This is a genomic window from Actinomadura citrea, from assembly GCF_013409045.1.
In the GTDB taxonomy this organism is placed as follows: domain Bacteria; phylum Actinomycetota; class Actinomycetes; order Streptosporangiales; family Streptosporangiaceae; genus Spirillospora; species Spirillospora citrea.
Window position 1 is genome coordinate 3,764,871 of sequence record NZ_JACCBT010000001.1, and the last position, 21,355, is coordinate 3,786,225.

Below are 21,355 nucleotides of genomic sequence, written 5' to 3' on the forward strand. Positions count from 1 at the left end.
TTGCGGTGTCGATCGGCTGGGGCGGCCTGTGCTGGTCATCGGGCGCTCGGTTGATCGCGGGTCGCCGAAGGGCGGGCAGGCGGGTGGCGGGACGTGTGAACATCCGGTGGGGCGGAGCGGGCGGAGGCCGGTCTTCCTGGTCCCGTGTGAACCGGTCGAGTGCCGCTGGGGGCGGCCTAGTTCGCTAACGAACGGCTAACTAACGATCAAGAGGCCGGTTCTCCGTGGTGGAGAAACGGCCTCTGAGCTGGTCTTTCTTGTCGGGACGGCGGGATTTGAACCCACGACCCCTTGACCCCCAGTCAAGTGCGCTGCCAAACTGCGCTACGTCCCGGTGCCCGTTTGAGCGGGCGTGATTACTCTAGCGCAGTCTGCGGGGTCGTGCGTACCGAGATACGGGGGCGCTGATCTCTGGTAGGCAGGCCTGATGGTGCGTTTGCGGGCGGTGCTGGCCGGGGTCGTGGGCCTGGGGCTGGTGTGCGGGTGCGGGGACGGCGGAGGGACTCGGTCGGTGAGCGGGAGTCCTGAGCCGACGGGGTCCGAGCCGCGGGCTTCGGCGGCGCCGTCCAAGGCGCCGGTCGTGCGGGTGCCGGCGGGGGTGCGGGCCTCGTACGAGGTGTTCGACCGGGGCTCGGGGCGGGTGGTGGCCGCGCGGGCGACGCGGCGGACGTTCCGGTCGGCCTCGGTGGTGAAGATCCTCATCGCGCTGGACTACATGGATCGGCATGAGGTGTCGGATGCCGACCGCCGGCTGCTGGTGCCGATGCTGCGGTCGAGCGACGACGGGGCGGCCACGGAGTTCTGGCGCCGGGGCGGGCGGGCGCGGATCATCGAGCGGATGGTGCGGAAGGCCGGGTTGGAGGACACCGCGCCGCCGCCCGCGGAGAAGCCCGGGTTCTGGGGTTACACGGCGCTCAGTGCGCGGGACGTCGTGCGGATGTACCGGTATCTGCTGGACGAGGCGCCGGAGGGGCAGCGGGAGTTCGTGCTCGCGCAGTTGCGGAGGTCGACGCCCTGCGGGACGGACGGGTTCGACCAGACGTTCGGGATTCCGCGGGCGGTGGAGCGGCCGTGGGCCGTCAAGCAGGGGTGGTCCGGGTTCGGGGAGACGCCGGCGGAGCCGTGCAGCGTGCGGCCGGCGGCGTGGCGGCCCGACCTGGGGCTCGGACGGCCCGTGCTGCACACGACGGGCGTGGTGGGGGACAAGATCGTGGTGGTGCTGACGCTGCATCCGGCGGGGACGTCGTTCCGGACGGCGGCGGCGCGGATCACTTCGCTGACGCGGCAGGTGGCACGGGTGTGACGTGGGTCACAGGACGTGGAACTGGTCCGTTTTGAGATGGTCACCGGAAGCGGTCGAGTTCGGGCGTGCAGGGAAAACCCGGGCAAAGATCTAGAGTCTTTGCCCGTGGATGGGCGAATAGCCCCTCACTGACGTATGTAGCTTTTTTCTCCCAAGGGCAGGTGACGCCGAACGGGGGACAAGGGTTGGCGGAAGCGGAGGGCACCCAGCCCGGGGTGCACGTTGCGGACCTGGAAGACCTGCGGGGAGCCGCGCACGACCGTGCGGTCATGGCGGAGGCGCGGGTCGTGCTGGCCCGGCGTCTCGGCGTCCCGCCGGGCGAGGCCCTGCAGCACCTGATCTGGCTCGCGCGCGACCTGGACATCGAGATGGCCGAGGCGGCATCGCTGCTGGTCAAGGACGGGGGCGGCGGGCCGGTGGGGGCCGTGCTGGCGGGGCGCCGGGCGCCGCGCGCCGAGGAGGTCCCCACGGAGCGCCAGGCCGTCCTGTCGGAGGCCGAGGACGTGCTGCGCCGGGTGACGGCCGAGGACACCGCGGGGGACGTGGAGATCCTCGCGCGGGTGCCCGACGATCCGGCGGCGACGGCGGTGCTGGAGGGCGCGCTCGACTCCGCGGCCCATCTGGTCCCGGTGCGGGGGCCGGACGGCAACGTGGCCGACTTCCTCTTCGCTGAGCTCAACGGCGTCGCCAAGGACATGTTCGGGCGGGGCCGGGAGGAGCTGACCGGACTGCGGTTGCTGCGGACGGACCCGGGGGCGGTGCTCAGCGGGCTGTTCGACGACTATGTCGGGGTCCTGGAGTCCGGGACGCGGTTGGAACGTCCCTCGATCCAGTACTCGACCGCTCAGCGCGGCCTGTCCCGCTCGTCGCGGATGAGCGTGCGGTGCGTGCGGGTGCCGACGGGCGTCTGCGTGACCTGGCGGTACCACCTGACCGAGGACCGCGTCGCGCGGCGGCTGGAGCGGGTCGAGCGGCTCGCCCTGATCGGGTTCGGGGAGTGGGACCTGGCGACCGGGGAGGCGGACTGGACGCCGCAGATGCTGGCCAACTACGGCCTCTCTCCCGACGAGGTGCCGCCGATGCCGCACGACCTGCCGAAGGTCGTGGCCGACGACGACCTTCCGCTGGTCGAGGAGGCCGTCCAGACGATGTTCTCGCGCCGCGAACCGGTGGAGGCGGAGCACCGCGTGACCGGCCCTGACGGGGCGCCCCGCCATCTGTGGGTGTTCGCCGAGCCCGTGCTCGGCGAGTCCGGGCTGCCCGTCTCGATCAACATCGTCTCGCAGGACATCACCCGGCGGCGCGGGGTGGAGCACGCGCTGGCCGAGACCCGGCGGCAGATGCTGCGCCAGCAGGCGCGGACGGCGCAGGAGCGGCGCGTGGCGGTGACGCTGCGGCGGGCCATCCTGCCGGACGAGGACGAGGTCGAGCAGCTCCCGGGCATGCGCACCTCGATCCGCAGCATGGCGGCGGAGAGCACGGCCCGTATCGGCGGCGACTGGTTCGCGACCCGTGCGCTGCAGGACGGGCGGGCGATGTTCGCCATCGGGGACGCCGCCGGGCACGGGCTGCCGGCGGCGGCGGCGATGGCGCGGACCCGGAACGGCCTGCTGGGCCTCGCCTGCACGGGGGAGCGGGCGGGACGGCTGGTCGGCTGGCTGAACGAGCTGATCGGCGCCATGGACCCGCCCGCGACGGGCACCGCCATCGTCGCCCACTACGACCCGTCCCGGCACCTCCTGGAGTGGACGTGCGCGGGCCATCCGCCGCCGATCCTGGTGCGGGACGGGCGGGCGACCCCGCTGGAGGTGGTCCGCGACCCGATGCTCGGCGCCATGGCCGGCTGGGAGTACACGACGATCACCACCGGGCTGAAGCCGGGCGACATGCTCTTCCTCTACACCGACGGCCTGGTGGAGCGCAGGGACGCGGATCTGGACGAGCGGATCGCCCGCCTGACCCACATCCTGCAGGACTCCTCCACGCGTCCCGACCGGGTGCTGGACGAGGTTCTCGCGCGGATGGAGCACGACCGGGCGGCGGACGACACCACGCTCTTCGCCATCCACGTGGAGTGATCGTCCGAGCCTCGCGGTGACGAACCGCACGCCTGACCAGCGGAGATCGCCGAATGTGACGTGCGCCTCACCCGGAGGGGCGGGCGGGTGGTGGAGACCGGGGGCGGGAGTGCCGGCCGCCCCCCATTCGATCTTCTTTACCTTTTCCCGAAGGCCCGGTAAGTACGGCGGGCAAGGGGCTGAGGGGCGTCTCGACAAAGATCGGGAAGAGGCGGCGCCGTCCCGGTGTTGGGAGTCTCTTGGAAGGGCCTTGAGCAGGCAAGACTTTGCTTTATGCCTGGTTTGCTTTTCTTGAGAAGGTTGGTACCTTCGATCCCGAATCACGCAACGCGTCCCATGCGTTGCCACCGGCCGCACCATGCGCGGCCGAGGATCGCGGAGCGGAATCCGCACGCGATGCGCGCCAGTGACGCGCGCCCCCTCATCAAGATCTGTCAGTGAGAAATCCGTAAACCTGCACCGCTCGCGCGGTGCGAGGCCGAGTCCGTCCGGTCAGTGCGACCGGAACGGAGCCGGGGACCCACGTTTCTGGGGTGAATCGGCGCGCCCGAGAGTCGCGCCGTAGGGCTGCTTCCATGCCCGAATCCGTCAGCTAACCCGGTAGGCGCCATGGAAGACAAGGAGATTCCCTGCATGTCCGGTCTTTTCGATCGACTTTCGCTCAACCGCCTCAGCCCCGAGGACAAGGCCGTCGGCGTCGCCGTAGGCGCGGTCCTGGCGGGCGCGGTCGGGCTCTCTGTGGTCAACCCCCTCGCCGGCGGCCGCGCGGTCGCCGACACCTCCACCCAGACGGCGGTGGTCGCCGAGCAGGGCACCACCGCGCACAAGTCCTCCAAGGCCAAGACGGTGAAGGCCGAGAACGCCGCGGCCGAGGCCCGGCGCGAGGGCTTCAAGGTCCCCCCGCACGCCGTCAAGCCCGCTGAAGTGATCAAGCTCGCGCAGAAGCAGGTCGGCATCCACGAGGGCAAGGGTGGTGAGACCAAGTACCACAAGTGGTACGTCTCGACTCCCCAGGCAAAGGCCACCGCCAAGCGCGACGGCGGCTTCTCGGTCAAGGAGTACAACGGCGCCCAGTGGTGCAACATGTTCGTCTCCTGGCTCGGCGCCCAGACCGGCGTCAAGAACATGGGCTGGGACGCCTACACCGTCCAGCACGCCAGCTGGTTCAAGCAGACCGATCGCTGGGGCCACACCGCCAAGCCCGGCGCCGTGGTGTTCTACGACTGGCAGGACGGCTCGAAGGCCGGCATCGGCGACATCGACCACGTCGGCATCGTCGTCAAGGACAACGGCAACGGCACCATCTCCACCATCGAGGGCAACACCGACAACGCGGTGCAGAAGAAGGTCCGCGACAAGTCGCAGGTCGTCGGCTACGGCTACCCCGACTACGCCCGCTGACGCGACGCCCTACGAGACGGCGCACGTGTGACGAAGGCGCCCGGCCTCCCGCCGGGCGCCTTCTGGCGTTCCGGGTGTTGTGCCCAATGCCTCCGCTGACGGTGGGTAATGCTAAGCGTTGACAGCCTTTGATCCCCCTTGGAGCTCAGTGCGGAGTTCCTGGATAGGTATCCAGCACGCCGGAGTCTGCGGAGGGGGATGCCCATGGCGGTGCGCCCGGATGTCAGCGTGGTGGTGATCGCCTACAACGACGCCCGGAGGCTTCCGCGGGCGGTGGCCTCGGCGCTGGCGCAGTCCCTGGGCGGCGTCGAGACGTTGATCGTCGACGACGCGAGCACCGACGGCACGGGCGAGGCCGCCGACCGGCTCGCCGCAGCCCATCCGGGGCGGGTCCGGGCCGTCCACCTGCCGGTCAACTCCGGCGGCTGCGGCCGCCCCCGCAACACCGGGATCGAGGCGTCCACCGGCCGGTACGTGATGTTCCTCGACAGCGACGATCTGCTGGACCGGCACGCCTGCCTCAACCTCCTCGCCGCCGCCGAGGACACCGGCGCCGACATGGTCTCGGGGCTCTGCGACCGGATCTTCCTCGACCTGCCCGAGGGCGCCAAGGGGCGGATCCGCCCCTGGTACCCGTGGCTCTACCGGCACAGCGTCGTCTACGACTCGCTGAGCGAGAACCCCGATCTCCTCTACGACACCCTCTCGACCAACAAGGCGTACCGGCGCGGCTTCCTGGAGGAGCACGGGCTGCGGTTCGTCGAGCGGCTGCACTACGAGGACCTGCTGTTCACCGCCGAGGCCTACCTGGAGGCGGGACGGACCGCCCTGATCCCGCACCGCGTCTACAACTGGCTGGTCAGGGAGCGGACGCCGGCGCCGTCGATCTCCAACCGGCGCGCCGAGCCGGCCAACTTCGCCGACCGGCTGGAGATCCACCGCCGCATCGACATGCTCTTCGCGCTGCGCGGCGCCTACGACCTGCAGCGGGCCAAGGACGTCAAGTTCGTCAACCACGACCTGGTGCTCTACCTGCGCGAGCTGCGCGACCGCGACCCCGACCACCAGGCGCGCTTCCTCGACCTGGCCGCCGCCTACCTGGCCGAGCTGGACCCGCGGGTCTTCGAGCAGGCCAACCCGCTGCCCGCGATCGCGGCGCACCTGATCCGCGAGGGCGACCACACGGGGGCTCTCGCCGCCGCCGAGTACGACCCCGTGAAACGTCCCGAGCTGCGCGCCCGCCTCGTGGAGCGGGACGGGCGCGTCTACTGGGGGGCCGGGCGCCCGCGCGGCACGCTCGGCCGCCGCGTCCTGGACGTCACGGCCTTCGGCTTCCACGTGCGGCCCCTCCGGGAGCTGCGCCCGGCGAACACCGTCACACGGCTGGAGACGCGCGGCGGCCGCGTGCTCATGGCCGGCTACGTGCTGAACCCGCTGGAGCGGATCCCGCGGGGAGCCGAGCTGTCCGGGACGCTGGAGTTCCGCGACCGGCGCCGCCGCTCGAGGACCGGACGGGTCCGCGCGTCCGTCCGGCACGAGGGCGACCGGCTCACCTGGCGGGCCGAGTTCGACCCCGTCCAGAAGATCCGCCCTTTCGGGTTCGTCGACCCCGTCTGGGACGTCCGGCTGCGCATCCGGGTGGACGGCGAGGAGGTGGTCACCCGGCTCGGTGAGGGCCGCGGTTCGCCGTCGCTCGGCGGCGTCGCGCTGCCCGTCCGGCCGCGGCTGACACGGTTCGCGGGGGACCGGCTCCGCTCGTACGTCACCGAGGGAGGGCACCTGGCGTTCGCCCTGGAGACGGGGAGCCCGTGGGCGCAGCTCACCCGCGCCGTCGCGCGGCGCGCCGCCCTGTCCCGGCCGGCACGGCTGGCCCGGCAGCGGGCCCGGGAGGTGAGCAGGTCGGTGCGCCGGACGCTGACCGGCCGGAACACCAAGATCGTCGTGTTCAACCGGGTGCTGAGCCGGCTGCCCGTCCGGACCGGCCTGGCGGTCTTCGAGAGCCAGCTCGGCCGCCACTACTCCGACAACCCGAAGTACATCTACCGGGAGCTGCGCAGGTCCGGCCGTCCGGTGACGGCGGTGTGGTCGTACGCGTCGTCCCCCAAGGGGTTCCCGGACGACGCCCGTCTCGTCAAGCGCGGATCATGGGCGTACTACCTGGCGCTCGCGCGGGCCCAGTTCTGGATCGACAACCAGGGCTTCCCGGACCGGCTGCGCAAGCGTCCCGAGACCACCTACATCCAGACCTGGCACGGGTCGGCGTTCAAGCTGATGGGGCTGGACCAGCCGCGGTTGAAGTCGGGCCCGGCCGGCGACCAGGCGCGGCTGCGGCGGATGGTGGAGCGCTTCGACTGCTTCCTGGTGCGCTCCGGGCACGACACCGAGACGCTCTGCAGCGGCCTCGGCGTCAGCTCCGAGCTGCTGCCGGTGGGGTATCCCCGCAACGACGCCCTGGTCAACGGGGTGGACGGGGATCCGGAGCTGGCCGCCGAGGTCGCGGCCCTGCGCCACTCGCTCGGCCTGGACGACGGGCGCCGCGCCGTCCTGTTCGCGCCCACGTACGCCACCGGGCCGAAGGGACGTCCCGTCCGGCTCCTGGACGCGCCAGTGGATCCGGCGGTCTTCGCGCAGGAGCTGGGGGAGGAGTACGTCCTGCTCGTCCGGCCCCACTACCTGTGCCGGGCGAACGTGCCGCCGGGCGCCCGCGCGGTCATGCGGGACGTCGGCGCGGTGCCCGACGTGACGCCGCTCCTGCTACTGGCGGACGCGCTCGTCACCGACCACTCCTCGATCATGTTCGACTTCGCCCTGCTGGACCGGCCGATCGTGCTGCACCTCCCGGACGGCAGGGACCTCGCCACCGGCTACTTCGACCTGGAGCGGCACGCCCCCGGGCCGATCACGCGTACGGAGGACGAGCTCGTCGCCGCGCTCGCCGGCCTGGACGCGGCCGAGGCCGAGCACGCCGGGCGGCGGCGCGCGTTCGCCATGCGCTTCGGCGAGCACGACCGCGGCACCGCCGCGCGGACGGTGGCGGACCGCTACTTCCCGGCCGCGCCGAGCAGGAGGGGGAGACGCCATGGCCGCGCCGCGTGACGTCTTCATCGTGTGCAACAACGCCGACGACATGGGCGGCCTCCAGCGGTGGGCGCACCACATGGCGCGGCTGCTGGCCGGGCGCGGCGACCGCGTCACCCTCGTCGGCATCACGCGGGGGGCGGAGCCCTACCACCACGGCCGCGACGGGTCCTACGCCGTCGAGGTGCTGCACGGCGAGTGGCGGGCGCCCGTCCTCGCCTGGCGTCCGCGGAAGGCGTTGCGGCGGCTCGATCCGGCGGCGCGGGCCCGCGACCTGTGGCGGACGGCCGCCCAGCGGCGCGGCGCGGCACGCCTGTCGGAGCTGTTCGCCGCCGCGAGGCCGGGGGCGGTCGTCATCGTGGCGCAGGTGTGGGCGATGGAGTGGGTGCGGCTCGCCGACACCTCCGGGCTGCGCGTCGTGGGCATGAGCCACGAGTCCTACCAGGCGACCCGCGGGTCGTCGCGGTACCGGCGGGTCAAGGAGCACTACGCCCTGGCCGACCGGATGCTGGTGCTCACCGCCGAGGACGCCGACGCCTGGGCCAGGGACGGCATGACCAACGTCGCCCACATCCCGAACGCGCTGCACATCACGCCCGGCGTGCATCCCACGCTCGACCTGCCCGTCGTCGCCTGCGTCGGCCGCCTGGCCTACGAGAAGGGCGTGGACCTGCTGCTGGAGGCGTGGGAGCGCGTCGCCGGACGGCATCCGGGGTGGCGGCTGCACGTCTACGGCAACGGCCCGGACGAGCCGGAACTGCGGGCGCGGGCGGACGCCGCCGGGCTGTCCGGCTCCGTCGAGTTCCGGGGCGTGGTGTCCGACGTCGAGGAGGCGCTCGTCGAGGCGTCGGTGTTCGCGCTGCCCTCGCGGGCCGAAGGCTTCCCGATGTCGGTGCTGGAGGCCATGGCCTACGGGCTGCCCACGGTGGCGTTCGACTGCGCGCCGGGCGTCCGGGCCCTGATCGAGGACGGGCGGGACGGCCTGCTGGCCGCCCCGGGCGATGTCACCGCCTTCGCCGCCGCGCTCGGCCGGCTCATCGAGGATCCGGAGCTGCGCCGCTCGCTCGGAACAGGCGCCCGCGCGTCGGTGCTGCGGTTCAGCCCCGACGCCGTCCTCGCCCGCTGGGACCGGCTGTTCGACCTGCTCCACCGCCGGCTCGCGGCCGACGCGCCGGCTCCCGCGCCGGCCCGTGCCGGGGCTCCCGTCCCGGGCCGGGTCGCGGCGCGGGAGGCCGAACCCGCCCTGGGGGGTGATTCTTTCTAACAACTGTTTGGTAGAGTTCGCGGCGTGAAGCAGAACGAGTCCCCCGCGGACCGGGCGTTCCGTGCCGAGGTCCGCGACTGGCTTCAGAGCAACCTGTCGGGCGGGTTCGCGCACGCCCGCGGGCTCGGCGGCCCCGGCCGCGAGCACGAGGCGTTCGAGGAGCGGCTGGCCTGGGAGCGGCACATGGCCGCCGCCGGCTGGACGTGCGTCGGCTGGCCCCGCGAGTACGGCGGCCGCGGCGCCACCGTCGAGCAGCAGGTGATCTTCCACGAGGAGTACGCGCTCGCCGACGGGCCCGCCCGGGTCAACCACATCGGCGAGAACCTGCTCGGGCCCACGATCATCGCGTTCGGCACCGACGAGCAGCGCGCCCGCTTCCTGCCCCCGATCGTGGCGGCCCGGGAGTTGTGGTGCCAGGGGTACTCCGAGCCGAACGCGGGCTCCGACCTGGCCAATGTGCAGACCCGCGCCGAACTCGCCGGGGACCACTGGCTGGTCGACGGGCAGAAGGTGTGGACGTCGCTGGCCCTCGAAGCCGACTGGTGCTTCGCCGTGTGCCGCACCGAGCCGGGGTCGTCCCGCCACAAAGGCCTGTCGTACCTGCTGGTCCCGATGCGCCAGGACGGCGTGGACATCCGGCCCATCGTCCAGCTCACCGGCACCTCCGAGTTCAACGAGGTGTTCTTCGACGGCGCCCGCACCGACGCGGGCAACATCGTCGGGGCGCCCGGCGAGGGCTGGAGGATCGCGATGGCGACGCTCGGGTTCGAGCGCGGCGTCGCGACGCTCGGCCAGCAGGTGGGATTCCGCCGCGAGTTCGAGGGCGTCGCCGGTCTCGCCCGGCGCACCGGCGCCATCGACGACCCGCTGCTGCGCGACCGGCTGACCCGGTCCTACATGGGCCTGGAGATCATGCGGCTGAACGCGGTGCGCACCATGGCGGGCGTCGCAGCGGGCGCGCCCGGCCCCGAGTCGTCCATCTCCAAGCTCGTCTGGGGCACCTGGCACCGCGAACTCGGCGAACTGGCCATGGACGTCCTCGGCGCCGCCGGCCTCATCGCCGACGGCGCGCCGGGAACGGGCCCGGACGGCGGGTCCGCGCAGGCGCAGCCCTACGACCTGAACGACTGGCAGCGGCTCTTCCTGTTCTCCCGCTCCGACACCATCTACGCCGGGTCGAACGAGATCCAGCGCAACGTCATCGCCGAGCGGGTGCTCGGCCTGCCCCGTGAACCGGCCGCCGACAGGAAGGCACGCGGATGACCCCGCCCCCCTACGTCCCCGGGCACGGCCTGCTCGCCGACCGCGCCGTCGTGATCACCGCGGCGGCCGGAGCCGGGATCGGCGGCGCCACCGCCCGCCGCTGCCTGGAGGAGGGCGCCCGCGTCCTGGTCTCGGACGCGCACGAGCGGCGGCTCGCCGCGACCGCGGCGGAGCTGGAGAAGGAGTTCGGCGCCGACCGGGTCGCCTCGCTGCCCTGCGACGTCACCTCCGAGGAGCAGGTCCAGGCCCTCTACGGCCGGGCGGTGGAGCGGTTCGGGCGCATCGACGTCGCGGTCAACAACGCCGGCCTCGGCGGGACGGCGGACCTCGTCGACATGACCGACGAGCAGTGGGGCCGCGTCCTCGACATCACCCTCACCGGCACGATGCGCTGCACCCGCGCCGCCCTGCGCCTCATGCGGGACCAGGGCTCCGGCGTCGTCGTCAACAACGCCTCGGTGATCGGCTGGCGGGCCCAGAAGGGCCAGTCGCACTACGCCGCGGCCAAGGCCGGGGTCATGGCGCTCACCCGTTGCTCCGCGCTGGAGGCCGCCGGCTTCGGCGTCCGGGTCAACGCCGTCTCCCCGTCCCTGGCCATGCACCCGCACCTGGTCAAGGTGACGTCCGAGGAGCTGCTGGAGGAGCTGACGCGCCGGGAGGCGTTCGGCCGCTACGCCGAGCCGTGGGAGGTGGCCAACGTTATCGTCTTCCTGGCCAGCGACTACTCGTCGTACATGACGGGCGAGGTCGTCTCCGTCTCCTCCCAGCACGCATAGGAACACCGGTACATGAGGAACAGCGCATGAGTCCACGACGGCGCGACGCCGAGGGCACCGCCGTCGCCCGCGCGGGACGGCGGGCCGAGCTGCTCGCCACGGCCGCCGAGGTGTTCGCCTCCCAGGGCTACTCCGCCACCACCGTCCGGCAGGTGGCCGACGCCGCCGGGATCCTCGGCGGCAGCCTCTACTACCACTTCGACTCCAAGGAGTCGATGGCCGACGAGATCCTGTCGACGTTCCTGGACGACATGTGGGCCGCCTACGACCGCGTCCTGGACGCCGGGCTCAGCGCGCGCGACACCCTGGAGGCCGTCGTCGTCGAGTCGTTCCGCTCGATCGACAAGCACCGTCCCGCCGTCGTCCTCTACCAGAACGAGTCCAAGCACCTCGCGACCAGCGAGCGGTTCCGCTACCTCCTGGACTCCCAGCGACGGTTCGAGGAGATGTGGCTGTCCCTGCTGGACCGCGGCGTCGAGGAGGGCGCCTTCCGCGCCGACCTCGACCGGACCCTCATCTACCGCTTCATCCGCGACACCGTCTGGGTCGCGGCCAACTGGTACCAGCACGGCGGGCGGCTGTCCGCCGACGACATCGCCAAGCAGTACCTCGCCATGTTCCTCGAAGGGATCCGGGCGAGCTAGGCCCCCGTACGAAGGAGACACCCCCATGGCCGAGGCCTACATCGTCGACGCGGTCCGCGCCCCGGTCGGGCGCCGCAACGGCGGGCTCGCCGGTGTGCACCCCGCCGACCTCGGCGCGCACGTGCTGACCGCCCTCATGGACCGGACGAAGATCGACCCGGGCGCCGTCGAGGACGTCGTCTTCGGCTGCGTCGACACCCTCGGCCCGCAGGCCGGCGACATCGCCCGCACCTGCTGGCTGGCCGCCGGGCTCCCCGAGGAGGTCCCCGGCGTCACGGTCGACCGGCAGTGCGGCTCCTCCCAGCAGGCCGTGCACTTCGCGGCGCAGGCCGTCCTGTCCGGGACGTCGGACCTGGTCGTCGCGGGCGGCGTGCAGAACATGTCGCAGATCCCGATCGCCTCGGCGATGACCGCCGCGGCGCCGCTCGGCTTCACCGAGGGCCCCTTCGCGGGCTCGACGGGCTGGTCGCGCCGCTACGGCGACGCCGAGGTGTCGCAGTTCAACGGCGCCGAGATGATCGCCCGCGACTGGGACATCTCCCGCGAGGAGATGGAGGCGTTCGCCTACGAGTCGCACCAGCGCGCCATCCGCGCGATCGACGAGGGCCGTTTCGAGCGCGAGACCGTCCCCTTCGAGGGCGTCACCGCCGACGAGGGCCCGCGCCGCGACACCACCCTGGAGAAGATGGCGGGCCTGAGGACCCTCGTGGAGGGCGGTCGCCTCACCGCGGCCGTCTCGTCGCAGATCTCCGACGGCGCCGCCGCGCTTCTCATCGCCTCCGAGCAGGCCGTCAAAGACCACGGCCTCACCCCGCGCGCCCGTGTCCACCACCTCTCCGCGCGCGGCGAGGACCCCATCCGGATGCTGTCGGCCCCCATTCCCGCCACCGCGCACGCGCTGAAGAAGACCGGGATGACGATCGGCGACATCGACGCCGTCGAGATCAACGAGGCGTTCGCGTCCGTCGTCCTCGCCTGGCTCAAGGAGACCGGCGCCGACCCGGCGACGACCAACCCCAACGGCGGCGCCATCGCCCTCGGCCACCCCCTCGGCGCCACCGGAGCCCGCCTGATGACCACCCTCCTGCACGAGCTCGACCGCACCGGCGGCCGCTACGGCCTCCAGACCATGTGCGAGGGCGGCGGCCAGGCCAACGTCACCATCATCGAGCGGCTGCACTAGCCCAGGGGGCGACCCCCTGGAACCCCCGTCACGAGCCGGGCGCCCCCTGGTCGTGGCTGATGTTCGGATTCAGTGAGGCTGGGAGTTGGTTGTGGAGGTCTTCGAAACGGCGCGGCTCGGGCCGGTGACGCTGCGGAACCGTGTGATCAAGGCGGCCACGTCCGAGGGGATGACGCCCGACGCGCTGGTGACCGACGACCTGATCGAGTACCACCGGCGCCCGGCCGCCGGGGGAGTGGGCATGACCACCGTCGCGTACTGCGCGGTCGCGCCCGAGGGGCGGACCGAGCGGCGGCAGATCTGGATGCGGCCGGAGGCCGTCCCCGGGCTGCGGCGCCTCACCGACGCCGTGCACGCGGAGGGCGCCGCCGCGTCCGCGCAGCTCGGGCACGCCGGCCCGGTCGCCGACGCCAGTTCCAACAGGGTGCCCGCCGTCTCGGCCGGCCGGTTCTTCAACCCGCTCGGCATGGCCTTCACCAAGGTGGCCACGGCGGAGGACATCGAGCGCATCACCCGCGCCCACGCCGAGGCGGCCCGGCTCGCGGTCGAGTCCGGCTTCGACGCCGTCGAGATCCACCTCGGGCACAACTACCTGGCCAGCTCGTTCCTCAGCCCCCGCCTCAACCGCCGCGAGGACGGCTACGGGGGACCGATCGAGAACCGGGCCAAGGTCGCGCTCGGTATCGCCCGCGCCGTCCGGGACGAGGTCGGCGACCGCATCGCGATCACCGCCAAGCTCAACATGCGCGACGGCGTGCGCGGCGGACTGGAGATCGACGACAGCCTCCACGTCGCCCGCGGGCTCCAGGAGGAGGGCACCGTCGACGCGCTGGAGCTGACCGCCGGCAGCTCGCTGCTCAACCCGATGTACCTGTTCCGCGGGGAGATGCCCATCCCCGAGTTCGCGGCCAGCTACAAGCTGCCCATGCGGATCGGCCTGCGGATGTTCGGCAAGCGGTTCCTGCGCGCCTACCCCTACCAGGACACCTATCTGCTGGAGCACGCCCGCAGGTTCCGCGCCGAGCTCGACCTCCCCCTGATCCTTCTGGGCGGCATCACCGACCGCGCGACCATGGACACGGCGATGGCGGAGGGTTTCGAGTTCGTCGCCATGGCCCGCGCCCTCCTCCGCGAACCCGACCTCGTGAACCGGATCGCCGCCGACCCGTCGACGCCGTCCCTGTGCATCCACTGCAACCGCTGCGTCCCGACGGTCTACCGGGGCACCCACTGCCCGCTCGTCCCGCAACCGGATTGACCTGGAGCGCGCTCCAGCTCGTAGCGTTCGGGGCATGACCACTCCACAGCACACGATCGGATCGGGATTCGGCTTCGAGAGCACGGCCCGGGACGTCCTTGAGGGCATCGACCTCTCAGGAAGGCTCGCCGTCGTCACCGGCGGCTACTCGGGGCTCGGGCTGGAGACGACGCGGGCTCTCGCGGGCGCCGGGGCACAGGTGGTGGTCCCCGCGCGGCGGCCGGAGGCGGCGAAGGAGGCCGTCGGCGGCATCGACGGCGTGGAGGTCGGCGAACTGGACCTGGCGGACCTGGCGAGCGTGCGCGGGTTCGCGGAGCGGTTCCTCGCGTCCGGGCGCGGCATCGACGTCCTCATCAACAACGCGGCGGTCATGGCCTGCCCGGAGACGCGCGTCGGGCCCGGCTGGGAGGCGCAGTTCGCCACCAACCACCTCGGCCATTTCGCGCTGGTGAACCGTCTGTGGCCGGCTGTCACGCCGGGAGCCCGGGTCGTCGCGGTGTCGTCGCGAGGGCACCACTTCTCCCCGATCCGGTGGGACGACGTGCAGTTCGAGCACGGCTATGACAAATGGGAGGCGTACGGGCAGGCGAAGACGGCCAACGTGCTGTTCGCCGTTCACCTGGACGCGCTCGCCAAGGACGCGGTGCGGGCCTTCTCGCTCCACCCGGGGAGCATCCTGACGCCCCTCCAGCGCCACATCCCCCTGGAGGAGAAGGTGGCGAACGGCTGGATCGACGAGGACGGGAACGAGATCGGCCAGGGGTTCAAGACGCCGGAACAGGGCGCGGCGACGGCGGTGTGGGCGGCCACGTCCCCGCGACTGGCCGGCATGGGCGGGGTGTACTGCGAGGACTGCGACGTCGCCGAACAGGTCCCGGACGGCGGGCCCGAGCGCCGCGGCCGGATCGACGCGCCCTCCAGCGGGGTGCGCTCCTACGCGACCGACCCGGCGCAGGCCCGGCGGCTGTGGGAGCTGTCGGCGGAGCTGACCGGAGTGAACGCGTTCGCGTAGCGCCTGCGACGATGGGGCCGTGATCGACATTGCGGGGTGGGCCCCGGAACCGCAGGAGACGACCGAGGCCGTCGGCGCCGGGCCGTCGGCGGCGCTGGCCGGGATGCTCGACGTCGAGCCGCCGGGGGACGATCTGCCGCCCCTCTGGCATTGGCTGCACTTCCTGGACCGGCCCGCGCAGCGTGAGCTGGGGCCAGACGGTCATCCGCGCGAGGGACCGTTCCTTCCGCCGATTCCCGAGCGGCGCCGCATGTTCGCCGGCGGGCGGTTCCGGATCCACGAGCCCCTGCGTGTCGGGGACGCCGTCACGCGTCGGACGGAACTCGCCTCCACCGCGGTGAAGCAGGGGCGCAGCGGGGAGATGCTGTTCGTGACCGTCCGGCACACCTTCGTGCGGGGCCGCGCCGAGATCGCGGTCGAGGAGCAGGACCTCGTGTACCGCAGCGGCGGCACGGCGTCCCGCCCGGAGCGGACGGCGTTCGAGGCACCGGACGTGGACGCGCCGTGGACGCTGAAGACGGCCGCGGATCCGGTCATGCTGTTCCGGTTCAGCGCCCTCACCTACAACGCCCACCGCATCCACTACGACGAGGAGTACGCGACCGGGGCGGAGGGGCACGCCGGGCTCGTCGTCCATGGGCCGCTGCTCGCGATCCTCTGCCTCGAACTGCCGCGCCGGGCGGGCCTGAAGGTGCGCGAACTCTCGTTCCGCGCCCGCAGACCCGTCTACGCGCGGCAGCCGTTCGTGGCGGCCGGGTCCCCGGACGGCACCCTCTCGATCCACGCCCCGGGCGACGTCACGGCGATGACCGCCACCTTCGCGTAGCCGCCGGCGATCTCGCCTAGGCGGCGGTGACGGGCGCCTCCTGCACGGCCGGGCCGCCGCGGCGCTCCGCCGCGACCTGCAGGACGTACCGCTTGACCTCGCCGCTGACCCGCTCGGCGTCCCAGCCGAGCCAGGGCGCGACGAGTTCGGCGACGCGCGACGCCGCGGCCACGCCGCCGTCCCACTCCTCGATCGAGACGCGCAGCCGCCGCGACAGCACGTCCTCCAGGTGAAGCGCGCCCTCGTGCGTCACCGCGTAGACCGCCTCGGCGCACAGGTAGTCCTCGGCGCCGGGGATGGCGGCGCCGAGCGCCGGGTCGTCCGCGACCATGGCCAGCACCTCCCGGGCGCATGATCCGTACCGGTGCAGCAGGTGCTCGATCCGCGCGACGTGCAGGCCCGACTCGGCGGCGAGCCTGCGCCGCTCGTTCCACAGCACCTCGTACCCGGTGGCGCCGAGGATCGGCAGCCGGCCGGTGACCGACGCGGGGACTGAGGCGTCGAGGCCCTCGGCGACCACGTCGACCGCGTCCCGCGCCATGACGCGGTAGGTGGTGAACTTCCCGCCCGTCACGACGACGAGGCCCGGCACCGGCTCGGCGACGGCGTGCTCGCGCGACAGCCGCGTGGTGTCGTCCACCTCGCCGGACAGCAGCGGCCGCAGCCCCGCGTAGACGCCCTCGATGTCGTCGTGCGTGAGCGGTGTCCGCAGGACGGCGTTCGCCTGGTCGAGGAGGTAGCCGATGTCGGTGTGGTGGGCGACGGGCTCGTCGGGGCCGTCGGCGTGCGGGGTGTCGGTGGTGCCGACGAGCCAGTGCCGCCCCCACGGGATGATGAACAGGACGCTCCTGGAGGTCCGCGTGATCAGCCCGGTGCCCATCGGGATCCGGTCGCGCGGCACGACCAGGTGGACGCCCTTGGACGCCCGCACGCCGAACGCGGCCCGCGACCCGGTCATCGCCTGCGCGCCGTCCGTCCACACCCCGGTCGCGCACACCACGCGCCGGGCCCGCACGGCGATCTCCCGGTCGCCCTCCAGGTCCAGGACGTGGACGCCGGTCACCCGCTCGCCCTCGCGCAGGAACCCCGTCGCCTCGGCGCGGGTGGCGACCTTCGCGCCGTACTGCGCGGCGGTGCGGGCGACCATCATCGTGTAGCGGGCGTCGTCGACCTGCGCGTCGTAGTACTGGACGGCGCCGACCAGCGCGTCCGACCGCAGGGCCGGGGCCTCCCGCAGCGCGGCCCGCCGCGTGAGCTGGCGATGCCGGGGCAGGGACCGCGCACCGCCCATCGTGTCGTACAGGGTCACGCCCGCGCTGACGTACGCCCGCTCCCAGACACGGTTGCGCAGCGGGTAGAGGAACCGGACGGGACGCACCAGGTGCGGAGCGAGCCGCTCCAGCAGCAGGCCGCGCTCCCGCAGCGCCTCCCTGACCAGCCCGAAGTCGCGCTGTTCGAGGTAGCGCAGACCGCCGTGGATCAGCTTGCTGGACCGGCTGGACGTGCCGGCCGCCCAGTCCCGCGCCTCCACGAGGGCGACGGACAGGCCCCGCGAGATCGCGTCGAGCGCCGCGCCGGCGCCGACGATGCCGCCGCCGACGACCACGACGTCGAACTCGGTATCCGCCAGGTCGCGCAAGGTGTCCTCGCGGTGCTGGGGGCCGAGGGCTACAGATGTCACTGCACGCTCCCGAAGAGAGGTCGGATCCAGTGTCGTGCGGCCGGGTTGCGGCGAGCCGTCGCCCGGAGGACCTCCAGGACAACAACCCGCCGCACCCCGGCGATGAGAAGGCGCGCCCGGTCCCTGCGGAGGGACCGGGCTCCCTACCTAGTCACTCAGGTCGACCCAGTCGAGCGTCCGGTCGACGGCCTTTTTCCAGCCTGCGTAGCCTTGTTGGCGTTGGTCGTTGTTCCAGGTGGGTTGCCAGCGTTTGTCTTCGTTCCAGTTCTGGCGGAGTTCGTCGGTGGTGTTCCAGAATCCGACGGCGAGGCCGGCGGCGTAGGCGGCGCCCAGGGCGGTGGTTTCGGCGACGACGGGTCGGGAGACCGGGACGCCGAGGATGTCGGCCTGGAGTTGCATGCACAGTTCGTTGGCGGTGACGCCGCCGTCGACCTTGAGGACGTCCAGGGAGACTCCGGAGTCCTCGCGCATGGCTTCGACGACGTCGCGGGACTGGTAGCAGATGGATTCCAGGGTGGCGCGGGCCAGGTGGGCGTTGGTGTTGAAGCGCGAGAGGCCGACGATGGCGCCGCGGGCGTCCGATCTCCAGTAGGGGGCGAACAGGCCGGAGAAGGCCGGGACGAAGTAGACCCCGCCGTTGTCGTCGACCTGCCGGGCCAGCGACTCGCTCTGCGCCGCGCCGGAGATGATGCCGAGCTGGTCGCGCAGCCACTGCACCGCCGACCCCGTCACCGCGATCGAACCCTCCAGCGCGTAGACGGGCGCGTCGTCGGCGAACTGGTAGCAGACCGTGGTGAGCATCCCCGCCTTGGAGCGGACGAGTTCCTCACCTGTGTTGAGCAGCAGGAAGTTGCCGGTGCCGTAGGTGTTCTTGGCCTCGCCGGGAGAGAAGCACACCTGCCCGACCGTCGCCGCCTGCTGGTCGCCGAGGATGCCGGTGAGCGGGACCTCGCCGCCGAGCGGGCCGTTCGCGCGGGTCGTCCCGTAGGCGTCGGGCGCCGAGGACGGCTTGATCTCCGGCAGCATGGAGCGCGGGATCCCGAAGAACGACAGGAGCTGGTCGTCCCAGGAGAGGGTCTCCAGATCCATCAGCATGGTGCGGCTGGCGTTGGTCGGGTCGGTGACGTGCACGCCCCCGTCGATCCCGCCGGTGAGGTTCCACAGCACCCAGGTGTCGATGTTGCCGAAGACCGCGTCGCCGTTCTCGGCGGCCTCGCGGACGCCGTCGACGTTCTCCAGGATCCACTGGATCTTCCCGCCGGAGAAGTACGTCGCGGGCGGCAGCCCGGCGCGGTGCCGGATCGTCTCGCCCCGGCCGTCGCGTTCGAGCGCGGACGCGATGCGGTCGGTGCGGGTGTCCTGCCAGACGATCGCGTTGTAGTAGGGGCGACCGGTGCGCCGGTTCCACACCACGGTCGTCTCGCGCTGGTTGGTGATCCCGAACGCGGCCAGGTCGCCGTGGGACAGGTTCGCCCTGTTCAGCGTGCTCTCGATGACGGAACGGGTGCGCTCCCAGATCTCGGTCGGGTTGTGCTCGACCCAGCCGGCCTGGGGCAGGATCTGCTCGTGTTCGAGCTGGTGGCGGGCGATCTCGTTGCCGCCGTGGTCGAAGATCATGAATCGGGTGCTGGTCGTGCCCTGGTCGAGGGCCCCGACGAAGTCAGCCATGCGTGCCTTCTCCTGGAGTCGTGACGGGCGGGACGGGACGCTTCACGCCGTCTCGTACTGGGGCTCGGGCGTCGTGGGCTCCTGCGGGTTCTCCTCCGCCGGCAGGAACCGGCCGATCAGCGCCTTGTAGAGCCCGACGCCGAGCACTCCGCCGATCAGCGGGCCGATGATCGGCACCCAGAAGTAGAGATCGCCGTTCTGGTCCCGCCACGCGCTGCCGTAGCCGGTGAGGAACGAGGCGAGCCGGGGCCCGAAGTCGCGGGCCGGGTTGATCGCGTAGCCGGCGTCGGTGCCCCACGCCATGCCGATCCCGACGACCAGCAGGCCGATCATGAGCGGGGCGAGGTTGGCGAGCGGCGGGGAGTTGCGCACGTCGGTGAGCGCCTTGATCACGAAGAGCAGGATGGCGGTGCCGATCACCTGGTCGCGGAACGCGCCCCAGGTGCCGACCGGGAGCGTGCCGTTGCCCGGCAGGGTGGAGAACACGCCCTGGGTCTTGATGGTGTGGCCGGGGTCGATCTTGGCCAGCACCTCGCTGTAGTTCCAGCGGACGATCAGGGCCGCGACGAACGCCCCCGCGGTCTGCGCGGCGATGTAGGGCGCCGTCTTGCGCCAGGCGAACTCCCTGAACGCGGCGAGCGCGATGGTGACGGCGGGGTTGAGGTGGGCGCCGCTGATCCGGGCCGCGACGTACACGCCGAGCGTGACGCCGAGGCCCCAGGCCCAGGCGATGCTGTCGTGGTCGCCGATCTCGGCCCCGGCGACCTGCGCGACGACGCCGACGCCGAACAGGATGAGGATCAGGGTGCCGGCGAACTCGGCGGCGAGCTCACCGGCCAGCGGGGGGATTCGGGTGCGTTCCGCCATGGGTACTCCTCGGCAGGTGGGGTGGACGCGAGCCCCGTGAGGCTGGCTGGACCGTAAGCCGGGACGGAACGTCTGACAACGGGAGGCTGCCGACAATGTCGAACACTTTCGTCGTAGCCCGGCGGCGGTTACTCTCCACCCTGTGCACCAGATCACAGAATCCGGGCAGTTCAGGGCGCATCGGACGATGATTGCGGCGGCTGCCGACATTGTCGGCACATCGCCGATAGAACTACCATCGAGGCCATGCCCGGACCTGTGCAGTCGATCGAGCGGGCGGCCGCGATCCTGCGCCTGCTGGCGGCGAGCTCGGGCCGGCTCGGGGTCGGCGAGATCGCCAGTTCGCTGGGCCTCGCCCGGGGCACCGCGCACGGCATCCTGCGCACCCTGGAGCGCGTCGGCTTCGTCGAGCAGGACGGCGGCACGGGCAAGTACCAGCTCGGCGCCGCGCTGCTGCACCTCGGCACCAGCTACCTGGACGTCAACGAGCTGCGGTCCCGCGCCATCAACTGGGCCGACGCGCTCGCCTCGCGCAGCGGCGAGGCCGTCCGGATCGGGACGCTGCTGGACGGGAAGGTCCTGGTCGTCCACCACGTGTTCCGCCCGGACGACACGCTCCAGGCCATGGACGTCGGCTCGCTGCTGCCGCTGCACGCCACCGCGCTCGGCAAGTCGCTGCTCGCGCACGACGCCAACGCGGCGGCGTCCATCCGCGACACGGTCCTGGAGTCCTACTGCCGGCGCACCATCACCGACCCCAAGGAACTCGCACGGGCCGCCACCCGCGTCCGGGAGAACGGCTGGGCCGCCGAGACCGAGGAGCTGTCCATCGGCGAGGCCGGAATCGCCGCCCCGATCCGCGGGCACGGGGGACTCGTCGTCGGGGCCATCGGCATCTCCGGCGCGGTCGAGCGGATCTGCGACTCCCGCCGCGTCCCCGACCCGAGGCTCGTGGCCTACGTGCGCGACGCCGCCCGCGCCGTCTCCCGTGACCTCGGCGGCTCGCGCTGGTGACGCCCCGTCACCCGTCCTGACGCCGCCGCGCCGGCGCGG

The 21,355-nt window shown here is 72.4% G+C and carries 16 protein-coding genes, 1 tRNA gene and 1 riboswitch; of the genes, 13 read left to right on the forward strand and 4 right to left on the reverse strand.

The window, feature by feature from the left end:
- Positions 1-260: 260 nt before the first annotated feature.
- Positions 261-334: transfer RNA gene (locus tag BJ999_RS17735), tRNA-Pro, on the reverse strand.
- 93 nt (positions 335-427) lie between these two features.
- Here BJ999_RS17735 and BJ999_RS17740 point away from each other — a divergent pair.
- From BJ999_RS17740 to BJ999_RS17795, 12 genes are all read left to right on the forward strand, one after another.
- Positions 428-1,303 carry a serine hydrolase family protein gene (locus BJ999_RS17740; RefSeq protein ID WP_179834321.1) on the forward strand — a complete coding sequence of 292 codons (876 nt, stop codon included), beginning with the start codon at positions 428-430 and terminating at the stop codon, positions 1,301-1,303.
- 185 nt (positions 1,304-1,488) lie between these two features.
- Positions 1,489-3,381, forward strand: a complete 1,893-nt coding sequence (locus tag BJ999_RS17745; RefSeq protein ID WP_229810685.1) for a PP2C family protein-serine/threonine phosphatase — start codon at positions 1,489-1,491, stop codon at positions 3,379-3,381.
- A 466-nt stretch (positions 3,382-3,847) separates the two neighbouring features.
- A riboswitch (cyclic di-AMP (ydaO/yuaA leader) is annotated at positions 3,848-4,003 on the forward strand.
- Positions 4,004-4,014: 11 nt separating this feature from the next.
- Positions 4,015-4,782, forward strand: coding sequence for a CHAP domain-containing protein (locus BJ999_RS17750; RefSeq protein ID WP_179834322.1), 768 nt, complete (start codon positions 4,015-4,017; stop codon positions 4,780-4,782).
- A 204-nt stretch (positions 4,783-4,986) separates the two neighbouring features.
- Positions 4,987-7,878 carry a bifunctional glycosyltransferase/CDP-glycerol:glycerophosphate glycerophosphotransferase gene (locus BJ999_RS17755; protein WP_179834323.1) on the forward strand — a complete coding sequence of 964 codons (2,892 nt, stop codon included), beginning with the start codon at positions 4,987-4,989 and terminating at the stop codon, positions 7,876-7,878.
- Entirely contained in the window at positions 7,862-9,124 is a 1,263-nt protein-coding gene (locus BJ999_RS17760) for a glycosyltransferase family 4 protein (RefSeq protein WP_179834324.1), read from the forward strand. Before BJ999_RS17755 ends, BJ999_RS17760 begins: the two co-directional genes overlap by 17 nt.
- Before the next feature lie 24 nt (positions 9,125-9,148).
- On the forward strand, positions 9,149-10,387 hold the full coding sequence (locus tag BJ999_RS17765; RefSeq protein WP_179834325.1) for an acyl-CoA dehydrogenase family protein: 1,239 nt from the start codon (positions 9,149-9,151) through the stop codon (positions 10,385-10,387).
- Entirely contained in the window at positions 10,384-11,163 is a 780-nt protein-coding gene (locus tag BJ999_RS17770; protein WP_179834326.1) for an SDR family oxidoreductase, read from the forward strand. Before BJ999_RS17765 ends, BJ999_RS17770 begins: the two co-directional genes overlap by 4 nt.
- A 26-nt stretch (positions 11,164-11,189) precedes the next feature.
- Positions 11,190-11,807: a TetR/AcrR family transcriptional regulator gene (locus BJ999_RS17775; protein WP_179834327.1), complete on the forward strand. Its 618-nt coding sequence runs from the start codon at positions 11,190-11,192 to the stop codon at positions 11,805-11,807.
- A 25-nt stretch (positions 11,808-11,832) separates the two neighbouring features.
- Positions 11,833-12,990, forward strand: a complete 1,158-nt coding sequence (locus BJ999_RS17780; RefSeq protein ID WP_179834328.1) for an acetyl-CoA C-acetyltransferase — start codon at positions 11,833-11,835, stop codon at positions 12,988-12,990.
- A gap of 91 nt (positions 12,991-13,081) precedes the next feature.
- On the forward strand, positions 13,082-14,248 hold the full coding sequence (locus BJ999_RS17785) for an NADH:flavin oxidoreductase (protein ID WP_229810686.1): 1,167 nt from the start codon (positions 13,082-13,084) through the stop codon (positions 14,246-14,248).
- A gap of 34 nt (positions 14,249-14,282) precedes the next feature.
- Positions 14,283-15,260: an SDR family NAD(P)-dependent oxidoreductase gene (locus tag BJ999_RS17790; protein WP_179834330.1), complete on the forward strand. Its 978-nt coding sequence runs from the start codon at positions 14,283-14,285 to the stop codon at positions 15,258-15,260.
- A gap of 19 nt (positions 15,261-15,279) precedes the next feature.
- Positions 15,280-16,086 (forward strand): HTD2 family dehydratase, encoded by an 807-nt coding sequence (locus BJ999_RS17795; RefSeq protein ID WP_229810687.1) that lies wholly within the window; start codon positions 15,280-15,282, stop codon positions 16,084-16,086.
- Positions 16,087-16,102: 16 nt separating this feature from the next.
- Here BJ999_RS17795 and BJ999_RS17800 read toward each other — a convergent pair whose 3' ends face one another.
- The 3 genes from BJ999_RS17800 to BJ999_RS17810 form a co-directional block, all read right to left on the reverse strand.
- Positions 16,103-17,767 carry a glycerol-3-phosphate dehydrogenase/oxidase gene (locus BJ999_RS17800; RefSeq protein ID WP_179834331.1) on the reverse strand — a complete coding sequence of 555 codons (1,665 nt, stop codon included), beginning with the start codon at positions 17,765-17,767 and terminating at the stop codon, positions 16,103-16,105.
- 147 nt (positions 17,768-17,914) lie between these two features.
- The gene (glpK, locus tag BJ999_RS17805; protein ID WP_179834332.1) at positions 17,915-19,435 is read right to left on the reverse strand and encodes a glycerol kinase GlpK; all 1,521 of its coding nucleotides are present in this window, start codon (positions 19,433-19,435) and stop codon (positions 17,915-17,917) included.
- A 42-nt stretch (positions 19,436-19,477) separates the two neighbouring features.
- Positions 19,478-20,302, reverse strand: a complete 825-nt coding sequence (locus BJ999_RS17810; RefSeq protein ID WP_179834333.1) for an MIP/aquaporin family protein — start codon at positions 20,300-20,302, stop codon at positions 19,478-19,480.
- Positions 20,303-20,548: 246 nt separating this feature from the next.
- Between BJ999_RS17810 and BJ999_RS17815 the strand changes: the two genes are divergently transcribed.
- Entirely contained in the window at positions 20,549-21,316 is a 768-nt protein-coding gene (locus BJ999_RS17815) for an IclR family transcriptional regulator (protein ID WP_179834334.1), read from the forward strand.
- Positions 21,317-21,355 lie beyond the last annotated feature (39 nt).

Bases quoted from the DNA above. Each gene is read 5' to 3' on its own strand.
- BJ999_RS17760 (WP_179834324.1), top strand. From the start codon at position 7,862: ATGGCCGCGCCGCGTGACGTCTTCATCGTGTGCAACAACGCCGACGAC.
- BJ999_RS17740 (WP_179834321.1), top strand. From the start codon at position 428: ATGGTGCGTTTGCGGGCGGTGCTGGCCGGGGTCGTGGGCCTGGGGCTG.
- BJ999_RS17770 (WP_179834326.1), top strand. From the start codon at position 10,384: ATGACCCCGCCCCCCTACGTCCCCGGGCACGGCCTGCTCGCCGACCGC.
- BJ999_RS17775 (WP_179834327.1), top strand. From the start codon at position 11,190: ATGAGTCCACGACGGCGCGACGCCGAGGGCACCGCCGTCGCCCGCGCG.
- BJ999_RS17790 (WP_179834330.1), top strand. From the start codon at position 14,283: ATGACCACTCCACAGCACACGATCGGATCGGGATTCGGCTTCGAGAGC.
- BJ999_RS17750 (WP_179834322.1), top strand. From the start codon at position 4,015: ATGTCCGGTCTTTTCGATCGACTTTCGCTCAACCGCCTCAGCCCCGAG.
- glpK (WP_179834332.1), bottom strand. From the start codon at position 19,435: ATGGCTGACTTCGTCGGGGCCCTCGACCAGGGCACGACCAGCACCCGA.
- BJ999_RS17815 (WP_179834334.1), top strand. From the start codon at position 20,549: ATGCCCGGACCTGTGCAGTCGATCGAGCGGGCGGCCGCGATCCTGCGC.
- BJ999_RS17810 (WP_179834333.1), bottom strand. From the start codon at position 20,302: ATGGCGGAACGCACCCGAATCCCCCCGCTGGCCGGTGAGCTCGCCGCC.
- BJ999_RS17755 (WP_179834323.1), top strand. From the start codon at position 4,987: ATGGCGGTGCGCCCGGATGTCAGCGTGGTGGTGATCGCCTACAACGAC.
- BJ999_RS17780 (WP_179834328.1), top strand. From the start codon at position 11,833: ATGGCCGAGGCCTACATCGTCGACGCGGTCCGCGCCCCGGTCGGGCGC.